General features: G+C 70.7%; 15 protein-coding genes. 8 read left to right on the top strand and 7 right to left on the bottom strand.

What is annotated here, in order from left to right; all coding sequences use genetic code 11:
* Both ABZT18_RS08745 and ABZT18_RS08740 read right to left on the bottom strand, forming a co-directional pair.
* Positions 1-612: DUF222 domain-containing protein (locus ABZT18_RS08745; RefSeq protein ID WP_355250812.1), on the bottom strand; the 612-nt coding region annotated here is incomplete at its 3' end.
* A 73-nt stretch (positions 613-685) separates the two neighbouring features.
* The gene (locus ABZT18_RS08740) at positions 686-1165 is read right to left on the bottom strand and encodes a helix-turn-helix domain-containing protein (protein WP_354996654.1); all 480 of its coding nucleotides are present in this window, start codon (positions 1163-1165) and stop codon (positions 686-688) included.
* Positions 1166-1271: 106 nt separating this feature from the next.
* Between ABZT18_RS08740 and ABZT18_RS08735 the strand changes: the two genes are divergently transcribed.
* Positions 1272-2819 carry an MFS transporter gene (locus ABZT18_RS08735; RefSeq protein WP_354996655.1) on the top strand — a complete coding sequence of 516 codons (1548 nt, stop codon included), beginning with the start codon at positions 1272-1274 and terminating at the stop codon, positions 2817-2819.
* A gap of 48 nt (positions 2820-2867) precedes the next feature.
* On the opposite strand, the gene ABZT18_RS08730 is transcribed toward ABZT18_RS08735, so the two are convergent.
* Both ABZT18_RS08730 and ABZT18_RS08725 read right to left on the bottom strand, forming a co-directional pair.
* On the bottom strand, positions 2868-3275 hold the full coding sequence (locus ABZT18_RS08730; protein ID WP_354996656.1) for a RidA family protein: 408 nt from the start codon (positions 3273-3275) through the stop codon (positions 2868-2870).
* Complete coding sequence (locus ABZT18_RS08725) at positions 3272-4102, bottom strand: NAD(P)-dependent oxidoreductase (RefSeq protein WP_354996657.1); 831 nt, start codon at positions 4100-4102, stop codon at positions 3272-3274. Before ABZT18_RS08725 ends, ABZT18_RS08730 begins: the two co-directional genes overlap by 4 nt.
* A gap of 79 nt (positions 4103-4181) precedes the next feature.
* Here ABZT18_RS08725 and ABZT18_RS08720 point away from each other — a divergent pair, with 79 nt between their 5' ends.
* On the top strand, positions 4182-5072 hold the full coding sequence (locus tag ABZT18_RS08720) for a LysR substrate-binding domain-containing protein (RefSeq protein ID WP_354996658.1): 891 nt from the start codon (positions 4182-4184) through the stop codon (positions 5070-5072).
* 168 nt (positions 5073-5240) lie between these two features.
* On the opposite strand, the gene ABZT18_RS08715 is transcribed toward ABZT18_RS08720, so the two are convergent.
* Positions 5241-5750 carry a helix-turn-helix domain-containing protein gene (locus ABZT18_RS08715; protein WP_354996659.1) on the bottom strand — a complete coding sequence of 170 codons (510 nt, stop codon included), beginning with the start codon at positions 5748-5750 and terminating at the stop codon, positions 5241-5243.
* 127 nt (positions 5751-5877) lie between these two features.
* On the opposite strand from ABZT18_RS08715, the gene ABZT18_RS08710 reads away from it, so the two are divergent.
* From ABZT18_RS08710 to ABZT18_RS08695, 4 genes are all read left to right on the top strand, one after another.
* Positions 5878-6210, top strand: a complete 333-nt coding sequence (locus ABZT18_RS08710) for a nuclear transport factor 2 family protein (protein ID WP_354996660.1) — start codon at positions 5878-5880, stop codon at positions 6208-6210.
* Between the two features lie 348 nt (positions 6211-6558).
* Positions 6559-6732 carry a hypothetical protein gene (locus tag ABZT18_RS08705; RefSeq protein ID WP_354996661.1) on the top strand — a complete coding sequence of 58 codons (174 nt, stop codon included), beginning with the start codon at positions 6559-6561 and terminating at the stop codon, positions 6730-6732.
* Between the two features lie 195 nt (positions 6733-6927).
* Positions 6928-8142 carry a PP2C family protein-serine/threonine phosphatase gene (locus tag ABZT18_RS08700; protein WP_354996662.1) on the top strand — a complete coding sequence of 405 codons (1215 nt, stop codon included), beginning with the start codon at positions 6928-6930 and terminating at the stop codon, positions 8140-8142.
* 69 nt (positions 8143-8211) lie between these two features.
* Positions 8212-9279: a DUF2855 family protein gene (locus ABZT18_RS08695; protein ID WP_354996663.1), complete on the top strand. Its 1068-nt coding sequence runs from the start codon at positions 8212-8214 to the stop codon at positions 9277-9279.
* Between the two features lie 19 nt (positions 9280-9298).
* On the opposite strand, the gene ABZT18_RS08690 is transcribed toward ABZT18_RS08695, so the two are convergent.
* Positions 9299-10105, bottom strand: coding sequence for an RNA polymerase sigma factor SigF (locus ABZT18_RS08690; RefSeq protein ID WP_354996664.1), 807 nt, complete (start codon positions 10103-10105; stop codon positions 9299-9301).
* A gap of 241 nt (positions 10106-10346) precedes the next feature.
* The gene (locus ABZT18_RS08685; protein WP_354996665.1) at positions 10347-10532 is read right to left on the bottom strand and encodes a hypothetical protein; all 186 of its coding nucleotides are present in this window, start codon (positions 10530-10532) and stop codon (positions 10347-10349) included.
* 317 nt (positions 10533-10849) lie between these two features.
* Here ABZT18_RS08685 and ABZT18_RS08680 point away from each other — a divergent pair, with 317 nt between their 5' ends.
* Positions 10850-12739, top strand: a complete 1890-nt coding sequence (locus ABZT18_RS08680) for a sigma-70 family RNA polymerase sigma factor (protein ID WP_354996666.1) — start codon at positions 10850-10852, stop codon at positions 12737-12739.
* 32 nt (positions 12740-12771) lie between these two features.
* Complete coding sequence (locus ABZT18_RS08675) at positions 12772-13407, top strand: DUF305 domain-containing protein (RefSeq protein WP_354996667.1); 636 nt, start codon at positions 12772-12774, stop codon at positions 13405-13407.
* Positions 13408-13418 lie beyond the last annotated feature (11 nt).

The raw sequence follows: 13418 nt of genomic DNA, 5'->3' as shown, positions 1-13418 counted from the left end.
CAGGGTGCCGGTGAGTCGGAGCCGGCCATCGGACAGCTCAGAGAGGGTGACGTGCCGGTCGTGGGCGGTGCGGCGGGCCTCGGCGTCCAGTGCGGATCGGGCGGCGGCTTCGGCGATCTCCGGGGCTACGTGGTCGAGGATCCGGGTGCTGAGTTTGCGTAGCAGGGTGGGGTCGAACTGCCCGGCCCACTCGGTGAGCACGCCGACTGCCTTGTCGGCGGCGTCGGGGCCGGCCGCGTTGTGCACGGTGGTGACGGTGTCGGCGATGACCCGGGCCTGTTCGAGGTTGATGTGCCCATCGGCGAGTGCTTGTCGTACCCCCGGGTTGCCGGTGTCCAGTGCGGTGGCGAGGTCGACGAGCCGGCGGGCGGCGGGGATGGTGAGGCGGAGGCGTTCACGGAGCCAGACCGCGGTGGCCGAGGCGCCCTGTGCGCGGGCCGTGCCGCGGCCGTCGATCTCACAAATCAGGGTGAGCTTGACGGCGGCGAGGCGTTGTTCGAGGCGGTGCGCGGCGTCGAGCGCCGCGATCAGCTCGTCCTCGGCAAGGGCCCAGCTGGCTGCGGTGGCGCAGGCCGCGACCGCGTCCTCAGCCTGGGCCAACTCCTCAACCATGGGCAAACACTAGAACAGGTGTACGACAAAAACAGTCGTCATGATCGATCGATGACGCCGATAGCTCAGGGCGTCAGCCGCGTCGGATCAGGCCCGGTCCGGCGATGATGTCGACGTCGCCGTCCTCTACGTCGTGGCCGGCCGCACAGCGGAGCACCGCGCGGACTGGCTCGCCACAGTTGCGGTGGGTGGCGGTGACGGACGGGCCGGCTTCGTCAGCGGCCCAGGTGTCGCCCCAGTTGCGCAGCGCGGTGATGACGGGCAGCAGTTCGCGGCCCTTGCGGGTGAGTTGGTACTCGTGGCGGGTGCGCTGTCCCGGCTCCCGATAGGGGATTCGTTCGAGTAGGTCGGCGGCGACCATCTCCTTGAGTCGGGCAGCCATGGCGGGCTCACCGACACCGACCCGGCGCACGAAGTCGTCGAAACGGCGCGTGCCGAGCAGGGCCTCGCGCATGATCAGGACCGTCGACCTGCTGCCCACGATGTCCATCGCCCGGGCCACCGAGCAGTTCGCATTCGACCAGGAGTCGCGGTCGTCCCGTAGGTCCTCCATGTCGTCAAGCTTACCTGACTTGCGTCCAGGCTAGTCAGGTGCTTCACTGGGGTCGCTGCTGGCTTCATTAAACGTAAGTCAGCCCGACCAGCCCCGAGGACGTCCAGTGACCACCAGCACCGCCGCCCCAACCGCACCCGGATCGGCCGCAACCGCCCGCTCCTCCGTTCGCGGCTCCCGCCCGGTGACCCTGATCGCCATGTGTCTGGGCGCGATGATCACGTTCCTGCAGATCACCGCGACGGTCTCCGCCCTGACCACCATCCAGCGGGACCTTCGGGTCGACCCGACCACCCTGATCTGGATCCCCAGCGCCTACACCCTGGTGGTGGCGAGCGTGGTGCTGTCCGCCTCCACCCTGGGCAACCGCTACGGGCGCAGGCGCATGTTCGGTGCCGGCGTCATCGCGATGATCGTTGGCGGCGCCGTCGTGGCAAGTGCACCGACCGTGGCCTGGGTGATCGCCGGGCAGTTGGTCGCGGGCCTCGGCGGGGCCCTGATCCTGCCGAACAGCCTGGCGATCCTCGGTGCGACCTTCACCGACCCGCACCGCCGTACGGAGGTCATCACCGCCTGGGCGGCAGCCTCCGGTATCGGGCTCGCAATCGGCCCGCTCATCGCCGGCACGCTGCTGCGGCACTTCTCATGGCACAGCGTCTTCCTGTCGACGATCGTGCTGGGCGTGGCCACCCTCGTCATCGCCGCCGTCGGGGTGGCTGAGTCCCGGCCGAGTGCCGCCCGACTCGACGTACCCGGCCTGTTGCTCGGCACCGTCGCCATCGCCGCCGCCGTCTACGCGATGATCCAGGGCGGCCGGGACGGCTACACGAGCCCGGCAATGACGGCGGCCTGGGTCGTCTCGGTTGTCGCACTGGTCGGGTTCGTGCTGGTCGAGCTGCGGGCCAGCGCGCCAATGCTCGACGTACGGCTGTTCCGGTCCGCATCGTTCAGCGCCGTCATGGTCGTCGCCGCGGTGTCGCTGTTCGGCTTCACCGGCGTGGCGATCCTGCTGGTCCTCTTCCACGAACGTGCCCAGGCACTCAGCCCGCTGGACACCGGCTGGCGGATGCTGGTGCTCTTCGGCGCGTACGTGCTCGTCGCCTTCGGCGCCGGGCGGGCGATCCGTCGTACCGGCTTCAAAGCGCCGCTCACCCTCGGCCTGGTCCTTGGTGCGGTGGCAAGCTTCGCTCTGGCGGCCCAGGGGCCGACCGCTTCGTTCGGTCACCGCTGGCCGCTGTTCGCGTTGTTCGGTGCCGCCGGCGGCCTGGTGGTGGCCCCGGCGACCGCTGCGGCGTTGGCCAGCGTCGCGCCCGCTCAGGCTGGTATGGCCTCCGGCGCGGTCAACGCCGCCCGCCAGCTCGGCTCGGTGCTCGGCTCGTCCCTGCTGGGCACGCTGCTCACCACCACGATGTTGGCCGACCTGCCCGACCGGCTCGCCGGCCACCAGGTCGACGAACCCATCCGGTCCGCCGTGCAGGCGGCGGCGACCACCGGTGCGACCGGCGACCAGCCGCTGCCCGATCCGGTACGGGCGGCGCTCGCCGAGGCACTGACCTCCGGAGTCCAGGCCGGGTTGCGGGTCAACGGCATCGTCTTCCTCGTCACCGCCGTGCTCGCGCTCGCCCTCGTCCGCAACCGGCCACACCAGCATTGAACGCCAGCATTGAACGCCGGCACTGACGTCAGCGCTCGACGACGGCGGTCAGCCCGTGGTCACGGCCGCGGTGACCTCGACCTCCAGCACCGCGCCGTCGAGGAAGAGCCGGTTCACCTCGACAGTGGTGCTGGCGGGCCTGGTCGTCACGAAGTAGCGGTTGCGGACGGCCGCGTAGCCGGCCAGGTCGCCGAGGTCGGTCAGGAACGTCCGGACGTGCAGCACGTCGGCGAAGGTGGCGCCGTGCGCGGCGAGTAGCGCACCGATCAACTCGAAGATCCGCTCGGACTGCGCCCGCACGTCTCCGGGTTCGACCACCGCGCCGGCGTCGTCCACCCCGACCTGACCAGAGAGCATCAGCAGCGCGCCCCCTGGCAGGTCGAGGCGGGCGACGTGCGCGAACCGGTCGCCGAACGGTGCGGCCACGGTCGTCGGATTGTCCAGGGTCACGTTCACTTTTTCTCCTTGGGTGGGGCAGCGTCGGTGAGGCGAGCGATGTCGTCCTGCGGACGGGGCGCGGCGGCCAACGCCGACGCGGCGGCGCGCAGCACGGGCACCGGCGCGTCGCCCAGCACATCGAGGGCGAGCCGGGCGTCCTTGGCGGCGAGGGCGGTGGCGAACGCGGCGTCCGTGGCGGTCGCCCGGGCGACCGCACCACCAAGCGGCCCGCTGCCCAGCGCCTCGACCGCCGTACGTCGGTCGACGCCGACGGCGTCCGCGACGGCGAGCGCGTCTGCGACTGCGGTGACCGCGGTGACCAGTGCGGTGTTGAGTACCAGCTTCAGCGCCGCGCCCCGGCCGGAGCCGCCGCAGCGTCGGACCGTGCCCAACGTCTCCAGCAGCGGGGCGACCCGCTCGACGGCCGTTTCCTCCCCGCCGGCCAACACCACGAGCCGGCCCGTCTCGGCAGCGCCGGCACTGCCGGCGACCGGAGCGTCCACCAGCGGCACTCCCGCGGACAGTAGCGCGGCCAACTCCGCTACGGCCCGGGGACCGATGGTGGACATCTCGATCACGGGGGTGCCCGGTCGCAGCGCCAACGCCGCACCGGAGTCGACCAACGTGTGCCGGACAGCGACCGCATCGGTGAGCATGGTGATCACCACGTCGGCGTTCCGGACCGCCTCGGTCGGGCTCCCGGCGGCTCGCGCCCCGGCGTTGACGAGCGGCGTCGTCCGGACGGAAGTGCGGTTCCAGACGGTGAGCCGCTGCCCGGTGGCGAGCAGCCGACGGCCGATCGCGGTGCCCATCGTGCCCGTGCCCAGCAGGGCGATCTCGTTCATGTCGCTCACGCTAGGTGGTGGGAACCCATGCCACCAACGACTGTTAGGCATCGCTGCCATGCTGGGGGAACATGGCACGATGCAGTTGAACGCGCTTCAGGTCTTCCGTGCCGTCGCCGAGCACGGCTCCATCACGGCTGCGGCTCGCAGCCTGCGCTACACCCAGTCGGCGGTGTCCCGACAGATCGCCGCACTGGAAGCCGAGACCGGGGCGCCGTTGCTGGATCGGCTTCCGCGCGGTGTCGCGCTGACTGAGCAGGGCCGTTGCCTGCTCGGCCACATCGAGGCCGTGCTCGACCGGCTGGACACCGCTCGGCGGGACCTGGCGGCGCTGCGTGACCTGTCCGCCGGCCGGCTACGGGTCGGCGCGTTCCCCACAGCGGTCGCGGCGCTCGTGCCGCGCGCTCTGGCCAGTTTCAAGTCCGACCATCCCGAGGTGGCCCTCTCGCTGGTCGAAGGGCTCACGCCGGGGCTGCTGGAACGCCTGACCGACGGTGAAGCCGACGTCGCCGTGGTGAGCGCCGCGTCCGACCAGCCGCTCGACGGCGATCACTTCGACCTGCACCACCTCGTCGACGAGGCGCTGCTGGTGGCCGTTCCCCGGACGCATCGGCTCGCCCACCGGCGGACCATCCGCCTGCGCGACCTGGCCGACGAGTCGTTCATCGCCGGTTCGGCGACCGCCGAGGAGAGCCTGCTGCGAGCGACCCTACCGGCGGGTTTCCGGCCCCGGATCGACATTGTCGTGGCGGAGTGGACCGGCAAGCTGGGCTGTGTCGCGGCCGGCCTGGGCGTCGCGCTGGTGCCGGCCCTGGCCGTACGTGCCGCTCCGCCCGACCTGACGCTGCTCCGCCTGCACCCCGATGACGCCTCCGTTCGGCGGATCTTCGCCGCCACTGTCGCCGGTCGGAGCCGACCTCCGGCAGTGCGGCGGTTCCTCAACCATCTGGACCGGGCGGCGAGGTTGTAGGGGTTCCGCACCACGCCGAGCCCGGTACGGAGTCCGCGCGCTCACTGGCTCTGCTCGGCTCGATCGCCGCGAGCAGTCAGGACGACATCCCGGACAGCCTCCGGCCTGGCGATCTGGCCCGCCTCGACCCGCTGGAGTGAGCCGGACGGCTGCACGACGTGTCAGCCGTCAAGGCTGGCGCGGGGTCGCCTGGGTGGGGAGGTGCTCGTAGCGCCTGCGCATGGCCTCGCTGGCGGCGGGGCCGGCGGCGAAGACGAAGTCGACGTCGTCGAGCGGGCGCCCGGTGCTGCGGTCCACGATCACCGGGTCGGCCTCCACGCCGGTGGCCCGGTCGACCAGGATCATGCTGCGTTCGCTGGGGTCGAGGCGTGAGTTGCCCCAGGCGGCGAGAGCGACGACGACGGGCCGCAGGCTGCGGCCGAGGTCGGTGAGGACGTACTCGTAGCGGTCCGGCCTGGTCTGGTAGCGGCGTCGTTCGAGCAACCCCTGGCCGGTGAGGGTCTTGAGCCGGCTGGTCAGGATGCTGGACGAGACGCCCAGGTTGGCCTGGAACTGGTCGAACCGGGTATAGCCGTCGAAGGCGTCATGCAGGATCAGGAGCGTCCACCACTCGCCCACGTGGCCCAGTGCGGTGGACAGCGGGCATTCGCGGTCCTCCAGACGGATCTTCCCTGCCACAGGTGTGCCCTCTCCTCAGTCGGTGCTAGTGTCGAAGTTAGTCGGTGCTATTCCAGAAGTAACTATACGACGTCGGCCGACGGTCCGACCGGGCCAGCGCAACAGCGTCCAGAAGGGACACCGAACCATGACTACCAGCCGGGTCGAGCCGCCCATCCTTCGCCGATACTTCGAGCTCGCCGGCCAGCGCGATTCCGAGGACTATTTCGCCCTCTTCGCCGAGGACGCGGTGGTCGAGGACGAGTCGAACGAGTACCGCGGCATCGCGGCCATCCGCCAGTGGCGCCGCGCGGTGCCGCTGGTGTCGTACGAGATCACCGACGTGGAGGACACTCCCGCCGGCACCATCGTGACCACGACGATCACCGGTGACTTTCCCGGCAGCCCGTTCGCCGGGCTCCGGTACCGCTTCAGCGACTACGACGACAGCGCGATCCGGGCCCTGCGCATCGCGCCCTGACGCGAACTGTCACCGGGTGGTGCCGACGCCGTCTTCGATCCGGTCGCCGGCCCGGTCGCGAGGGCGCTGGTGCGGCAGGCCACCGCGAGGGCGTACGGTTGGCATGCCGCCCGGGACCTCGGTGGTCGCCAGACACCGTCGCCGCCAGCCCCCAAGGGGCGTCACTGATCGACTTCTCCATCGCCGCGACGTGCTGGTCGTGTTGGCTGACCGCGGACCGCGTCCCGACCATCACCGGTCACCGCGCCGTCGGCCTGCAGAGGATGGCCGCTCGTCGGGGATCCGACGTGCGCGTTCACACCGTCCTCCGTGCGGATCATTCCGAACGCCTCAACCAGGGAGCACCAGATGGAGATCGCCAGGGACAAGATCGTCAACGTCCTTCGGGAACGGGGTCAGCAGGCCCGCGCCGACTGGGTCGAGCGCGAGCTGCCGGAGCGGGTGGACCCGGCCAAGCACTCTGGGCTGCTCGCCACCCTGCACCTCAACCCGGCTGACCTCGCCGACGCGCCGTCCCTGTGAGGTGTCGCTCGGCCCAGCACCTGACGTATCCGCCCGCATCACCACGACTCCTGTGAGCGGTCGACGGGCCCGCCGGTCGAGGGGCCCGTTAGCCCGCGGAGGGCGGTCGCACTGATCACGCCAGACCAGGCCGAACGCGCGGTGGCAGGGTCGCCGCCGTGCTCATACGGTAGGGAGGACACGGGGAGGTGGAGCTTGGTCGACGTCGGCGAGATGGTGCGTTGGCTGCAGCTCAACGCGCCCCGTGGTGGGCCCGACGAGCTGTCTCAGCTCGTGGCCCGTGCGGCTCCGGCCATCAACGCCAGCGAGATCGTGATCTATCTGGCCGACTACACGCAGTCCCTTCTCGTGCCACTGCTCGGGGCGGGTCTCGTCCGGGACGAGCTACCGATCGAGTCGACCCTCGCCGGCCGGGCCTTCACCAACCTCGACATCCAGCGCGCGGCCGACAACCCGGATCGGGTCTGGGTGCCACTGCTGCTCGGGTGCGAACGGATGGGCGTGCTGGAGATCGTCTCGCCGGCAGCCGCCGACGAGACCCTGGACGGGCCAGCCTGGGAGGTGGCGGTCACCGTCGCCCAGATCCTGGTCAACCGCCGGCTCTACGGTGATGTGGTCGAGCGGATGCGGCGCCGCCTTCCGATGCAGGTCGCGGCCGAGATCGTGTGGGGCCTGCTCCCGCCGCTGACCTTCGCCACCGACGACCTGGTGATCACCGCCATCCTCGAACCGTGTTACGACGTCGGCGGCGACATCTTCGACTACGCGCTGAACGGTGACGTGCTCAGCGTCGCGCTCTTCGACACCTGCGGGCACGGCATCAAGGCGAGCACGCTGGCCTCACTGGCGGTCAGCGCGTACCGCAATGCTCGTCGGTGTGGCCTCGACCTGGTCGATACGGCGATCAGCATCGACCGGTGGGTGCGGTCCGAGCACCCGAACCTCTTCGCGACCGGGCTGCTCATCGAACTGGACCGCCGGACCGGCCGACTGAGCATGATCAACGCGGGCCATCCCGGTGCCATGTTGTTGCGTGACGGCAAGGCCATTCGGGAGCTCCCGGGGCCGACCGCATTGCCGCTCGGCCTGGGTCACCTGTCCGCCCGCCGTCCACGGGTGCACGTGGAGGATCTGCACCCGGGCGACCGCGTCCTTGCCTATACCGACGGCATCACCGATGCGCGGAGCGCGGATGGGGAGCAGTTCGGGCAGGACCGGCTCGTCGACTTCGTCAACCGTGCTCTCAACGACGGGCTGCCCAGCCCGGAGACGATGCGCCGACTGGTGCGCGCTGTTGTCGCGTACCAGGACGACAAACTTGAGGACGATGCCACGGCCCTCTTCGTGGAGTGGCGCCCACCGCACCTGCCGCTCGCGCACCTTCGGGACCTCGCCGCGTCCCGACCCTGACCGCACCCAGTGGGATTTTGCACTCACAGTGCACTTGTCTCCGGTTGTGCGGCTGTCTAGCGTCACCTCATGGCTGACTCATGGACATTCGCCGTTGCCCGTGACGACCTCGGGCGCACCACACTCGTCGATGGCGCAACGCCCGCCGTGCCCGACGGCACCGCGCTGCTGCGCGTGGACCGCGTCGGCCTCACCGCCAACAACGTGACGTACGCGGTGCTCGGCGACTCGATGCGCTACTGGCAGTTCTTTCCGCCGAAGCCCCGTGGGCTCGAGCCGGAGTGGGGCCTCCCACCACTCTGGGGCTTCGCCGAGGTGGTCGCGTCGGCAGTTGCGGGGGTCGAGGTGGGGCAACGGGTCTACGGTTACCTCCCGCCCGCCGGTCACCTGTTGGTGCGACCGGACCGGGTGGACGCATCCGGGTTCCGCGACGCCAGCCCGCACCGGGCCGAACTGCCGTCGCCGTACAACGCGTACCGCTCGACGACCGGCGATCCGGCGTACCAGCCCGACCAGGAGGATCTGCTGATCCTGTTCCGGCCGTTGTTCTTCACCTCGTTCATGCTGGCCGACCAGGTCGTCGACAACGACTTCTACGGCGCCGAGTCGCTGCTGGTGTCGTCGGCGTCGAGTAAGACCGCGTACGCGACGGCGTTCGAGCTGCGCGGTCGCGGGCCACGCCTGGTCGGGCTCACCTCACCCGGCAACCTGGCCTTCACCCGGTCGCTCGGTTGCTACGACGAGGTCGTCTCGTACGACGACATCGGTGCACTCGGCGCGGTCCCGAGCGTCTACCTCGACCTGTCCGGTGCGCCCTCGACCCGTGTCGCCCTGCGTCGGCACCTCGGCGACCGGCTCGTCCGGGACATCGCGGTCGGGCTCACCAACCAGACGCCGAACGCCGACGCCGCCGAGGAGGTCTTCTTCGCACCGGTCCAGATGCGCAAGCGCAGCCACGACTGGGGCCGCGACGGGCTCGACCAACGGTTCACCGAGGCCTGGCAACGCTTCACCGCCGTGGTGAGCGGGTGGCTCGACGTTCAGGTCGGTGCCGGGCCGGACGCCCTCCAGCACGCGTGGCTCGACGTCCTGGCGGGTCGTACGCCACCGCGGGTGGGTCACGTCGTTCAACTGTGAGCCGTCGTTGGTGCCGGTTTCAGAACGCGCTGTCCTCGGAGAGGTGGCGGCGAAGCGTGGCCAGCGATCGGGTGATCAGCCGGGAAACGTGCATCTGTGAGACGCCGATCCGCTCGGCGATCTGGGTCTGGGTCAGGTTGCCGTGGAAGCGCAGGCTCAGGATCTCGCGCTCGCGCTCCGGCAGTGTGGCGAGGGCCGGGCCGAGGGCGACGCGGATCTCGACGAGGTCGAATTCGTGGTCGTCGCCGCCGAGGGTGTCCCCGAGCTCCCGGTTGCCGTCGGCCCCGGTCGGGGTGGACAGCGACGTGGCCCGGTAGGCGCGTGCGCCCTCCAGCCCTTCGAGGACGGTCTCCTCGGAAAGGTCGAGGTAGGACGCGACGTCGGCCACGGTCGGCGAGCGGCCGAGGGTCTGGGTCAGGGCGCTGTTCGCCGCGCTGATCGACAGGCGCAGCTCCTGGAGGCGGCGGGGCACACGCACGGACCAGGTGCGGTCCCGGAAGTACCGCTTGATCTCACCGATGATGGTGGGAATGGCGTACCCGGTGAAGTCGACCCCCCGGCTGGGGTCGAAGTTGTCGACGGCCTTGATGAGCCCGACCGAGGCGGTCTGGGTCAGGTCATCGTCGGATGCGCCGCGACCGGCATAGCGGCGCGCCAGATGCCGGGCGAGTGGCAGCCATGCCTCGATGGCGCGGTCCCGCAGCGCCGGGCGGCGCGGGTCCTCCGACTGGGTCGCCGCCAGGGCGGCAAGGAGGTCATCCGGGCTCTGGTCGCTGCTCCGCTGACCGACGCGGGTGATGGTCGCGGTTCCGGCGATGGTGGCCATGGGGTGGTCCTTCCCGACATGCCCGTCGATCGGATCGACCGGAAGATCTCCGAACCGGCTACCGCCGGGGCGCACGTACGGGCGAAGCGCGCTGTCGCAAGGCCACGAGCACGGGCCTCACCACCGCGTCATGTCGTTCTCTTGATGACGTGGACACTACCCGAATGATTGAATAATTACTAGCCGAAAGTATGATGCCGCCCTGCTGGATGGCGCTTAACGGAGGAGCGAGAGCGGCCGATCAGCCGCGCTGATCCGGGTCGTCGCCAGCGTTCGGGGTCTGCTGGGCGGGCTTCACCGCGAACGGATGACGCAGACGCCGCATGGCCTCCTCGCTGCTGTCGAAGGTCACCGCCGATCCGTCGAGGCCCTCAGCGTTCGACGTGGCGAGAAACAAGGCCGGTCGACCGTTGTCGTTCGATGTCATGCAGGATTCCTGTCTCGCGAGAGGGTGCGTCACGGCCCCGGCAACTTCCGCCGCGCGACCTGGTGACACTGCGGCGCTCACAATGGCGCCCGATCAGGGTGTCTCGTTCACGGGCGAGCGCCCGGCGACACCGACACCCTGCACCATACCCGGCGTCGTCACCCCTCATGCGCCGCCAGCGGCCCCGGGTCGCATCTGGCCCACCGGCGGCCTGAGAATTCTGTAATCCAACCCGCTGCCGTCAGTCTCCGATCTTGAGGGCGGTCAGCGCACACAGCGCAGGCGCCGCGCGGATCAGCACACAAGGAGTGACACCCATGTCGTCAGCCGGTCGGGCACTACCCGATGCCGGGTTGGTCGTCGCGGCCCGACAGGGCGACCAGCGAGCTCTCGATGACGTCGTCGCGGCCTCGCTCCCGCTGGTCTACAACATCGTCGGGCGTGCGCTGCGCGGTCACGCCGACGTCGACGACGTGGTCCAGGAGACGTTGGTACGGGTGATCCGGTACCTACCCGCGCTCAACGACCCGGCGGCCTACCGGTCCTGGCTGGTGGCGATCACCATCCGCCAGGTGCGCGACTGGGAACAGCGCCGACGCGTCGCGCTCAACCGCGACGCCGGGCTCGACGCGATCCACAACGTGCCCGACCCCGCCTCGGACTTCGCGGGGATGACGATCCTCCGGCTGGGCCTCACCGACCAACGACGCGAGGTCGCCGAGGCCACCCGTTGGCTCGACCCGGACGACCAGGAGCTGCTCTCGCTGTGGTGGCTGGAGGAGACCGGCGAGCTGACCCGAAATGAGGTCGCGGACGCGCTCGCGCTGTCGCCCGGGCACGTCGCGGTGCGGATCCACCGGATGAAGGAGCAGATCCAGAGCGCCCGGGCCGTCGTACGCGCGCTCCGCGCCCGCCCCGGTTGCCCGGACCTGGGCGGCGTGACCGCCGAGTGGGACGGCACCCCCAGCCCGCTGTGGCGCAAGCGGCTGGCCCGTCACGCCCGCGACTGCGCTTTCTGTGGACGACTGGGCTCCACGCTCCTGCCGATCGACCGGCTGCTCGCCGGTCTGCCGCTGTTGCCGCTGCCGGCCGGTCTCAGCGCCCACTTGCCGAGCGCGGCCGTTCCCCCGGCCGCCTCGCAGGCCGTCGGGTATCACCCCCCGAGCCCGACGGCCGGGCACACCGCCGGGTCACCCCCACCCGGCGGTGTGCCCACCGATGCGGGCGGCGGGCCGAGCCTCGTCGACCTTGCGGTGAACCGGCCCCGTGGCCTCGTTCCATCCCTCGCCGCCGGAGTGGTAGCCGTCGTCCTCGCCATCACCACGGTGGTGGTGTTCCTGCCCGAGGACCCGGCCGCACCCTCATGGGCTGCCCCGCCGTCCCCGCCGCCGGCCGCTGTCGCCTCCCCGACCGGCGCACCCTCGCCGAGCGCACGGCCCTCGTCGAGGGCCCCGGTCGCGCCGGCGGTCAGCTCCGCGCGCAAGGGCGTCGGGGTGTGGAACTTCGCCGGGGCCAGTCAGGCGCTGGCGAACTCCAAGGCCGGCTGGTACTACACCTGGGGCACCCAACACTCGGGGATCAGCACTCCGCAGGGTGTGACGTTCGTGCCGATGATCCGCGGCGCGGAGAACGTCACTGCCGCGGAGCTGGCCCGGGCCAAGGCGGCCGGGCCGTACCTGCTCACCTTCAATGAGCCGGACCTGCCCGAGCAGGCGAACATGTCCGTCGAGCAGGCGCTGGACCTGTGGCCGCAACTGACGGCGACGGGCAGCAGGCTGGGCAGCCCAGCGGTCGCCTGGGGCGGCCCGGACCCGCAAGGTTGGCTGGACAGGTTCATGACCGGCGCCCAGGCCCGGGGCCACCGGGTCGACTTCATCACCCTGCACTGGTTCGGCGCCGACTTCACGAGCACGACCGCGGTCAACCAACTCCGGCAGTACCTGCAGGCTGTCTACCAGCGGTACAGGAAACCGATCTGGCTGACCGAGTTCGCTCTGATCCGCTTCGACGGCGGCCGTCAACAGTTCCCCGGTCAGGAGCAGCAGGCGGCCTTCCTCACCGCGGCAACCGCCATGCTCGGCCAACTCTCCTATGTGCAGCGCTACGCCTGGTTCGGCCTACCCGCCACCGACAAGGATCGGTCCGGGCTGTTCAACGACGGCACAGAGGCGACCCTGGTCGGCCGCGCATTCCAAGCCGCCCGTTGAGCGGAGGCGGACGGATGGATGAGCACCCGGTCATGACCGAACGATCCGCGATCCGTGCCCGCGCGTGGCAGATCGTCGGCGTCGTCGCGGCTCTCGTCGCGACGGCGTTGGCCGTCGGTCTCACGCAGGGTTGGGGGAGCGCCGAGCAGACCGCGGCTGCCCCGTCGGCCGCTCCGGTGCCGACCGCGCCCGTGCTGCTCAACAGCACCGATGACGCGTTCATCCAACTGCTGATCCCGATGAACGAGGGTGCGCTCGAGCTGATCGACCACGTCGACACCCGGCCAGCGGGCGGGGATCCGTCGCTGCGCGCCCTTCTCGACAAGATCCGGGTGGCTCACCAGGCCGAGTTGCGGGACCTGCGCGGGTTGCTGGCCGCGGGCAACGTTCCGGAGCAGAACATCCACGAGGGGCATCAGATGCCGGGCATGGTCACCGATGACAGCCTCGCCAAGCTGCGCGCCGCACCCGACGCCGAGGTGCCGTCCCGGGCGGCGGCGCTGATCCGGGCGCACCTCGCGCAGACCGTGCTGCTGTGCCGGGGCGAGCAGACGGCCGGGGACAGCCCGGAGCTGAAGGCGCTCGCTGGCCGGATCCAGCAGGCCCGGGCCGCCGAGCTGAGCGCGCTGGACAGCCACCCCGGCGCGACCGAGGCGCCGGTCAACTGAGCATGCTGGGC

Source organism: Micromonospora sp. NPDC005291, from assembly GCF_040607415.1.
GTDB lineage: Bacteria > Actinomycetota > Actinomycetes > Mycobacteriales > Micromonosporaceae > Micromonospora.
This window is presented reverse-complemented; position numbering and strand designations above follow the sequence as displayed.

Bases quoted from the DNA above. Each gene is read 5' to 3' on its own strand.
- ABZT18_RS08725 (WP_354996657.1), bottom strand. From the start codon at position 4,102: ATGAACGAGATCGCCCTGCTGGGCACGGGCACGATGGGCACCGCGATC.
- ABZT18_RS08695 (WP_354996663.1), top strand. From the start codon at position 8,212: ATGGCTGACTCATGGACATTCGCCGTTGCCCGTGACGACCTCGGGCGC.
- ABZT18_RS08740 (WP_354996654.1), bottom strand. From the start codon at position 1,165: ATGGAGGACCTACGGGACGACCGCGACTCCTGGTCGAATGCGAACTGC.
- ABZT18_RS08710 (WP_354996660.1), top strand. From the start codon at position 5,878: ATGACTACCAGCCGGGTCGAGCCGCCCATCCTTCGCCGATACTTCGAG.
- ABZT18_RS08685 (WP_354996665.1), bottom strand. From the start codon at position 10,532: ATGACATCGAACGACAACGGTCGACCGGCCTTGTTTCTCGCCACGTCG.
- ABZT18_RS08680 (WP_354996666.1), top strand. From the start codon at position 10,850: ATGTCGTCAGCCGGTCGGGCACTACCCGATGCCGGGTTGGTCGTCGCG.
- ABZT18_RS08675 (WP_354996667.1), top strand. From the start codon at position 12,772: ATGACCGAACGATCCGCGATCCGTGCCCGCGCGTGGCAGATCGTCGGC.
- ABZT18_RS08720 (WP_354996658.1), top strand. From the start codon at position 4,182: ATGCAGTTGAACGCGCTTCAGGTCTTCCGTGCCGTCGCCGAGCACGGC.
- ABZT18_RS08705 (WP_354996661.1), top strand. From the start codon at position 6,559: ATGGAGATCGCCAGGGACAAGATCGTCAACGTCCTTCGGGAACGGGGT.
- ABZT18_RS08690 (WP_354996664.1), bottom strand. From the start codon at position 10,105: ATGGCCACCATCGCCGGAACCGCGACCATCACCCGCGTCGGTCAGCGG.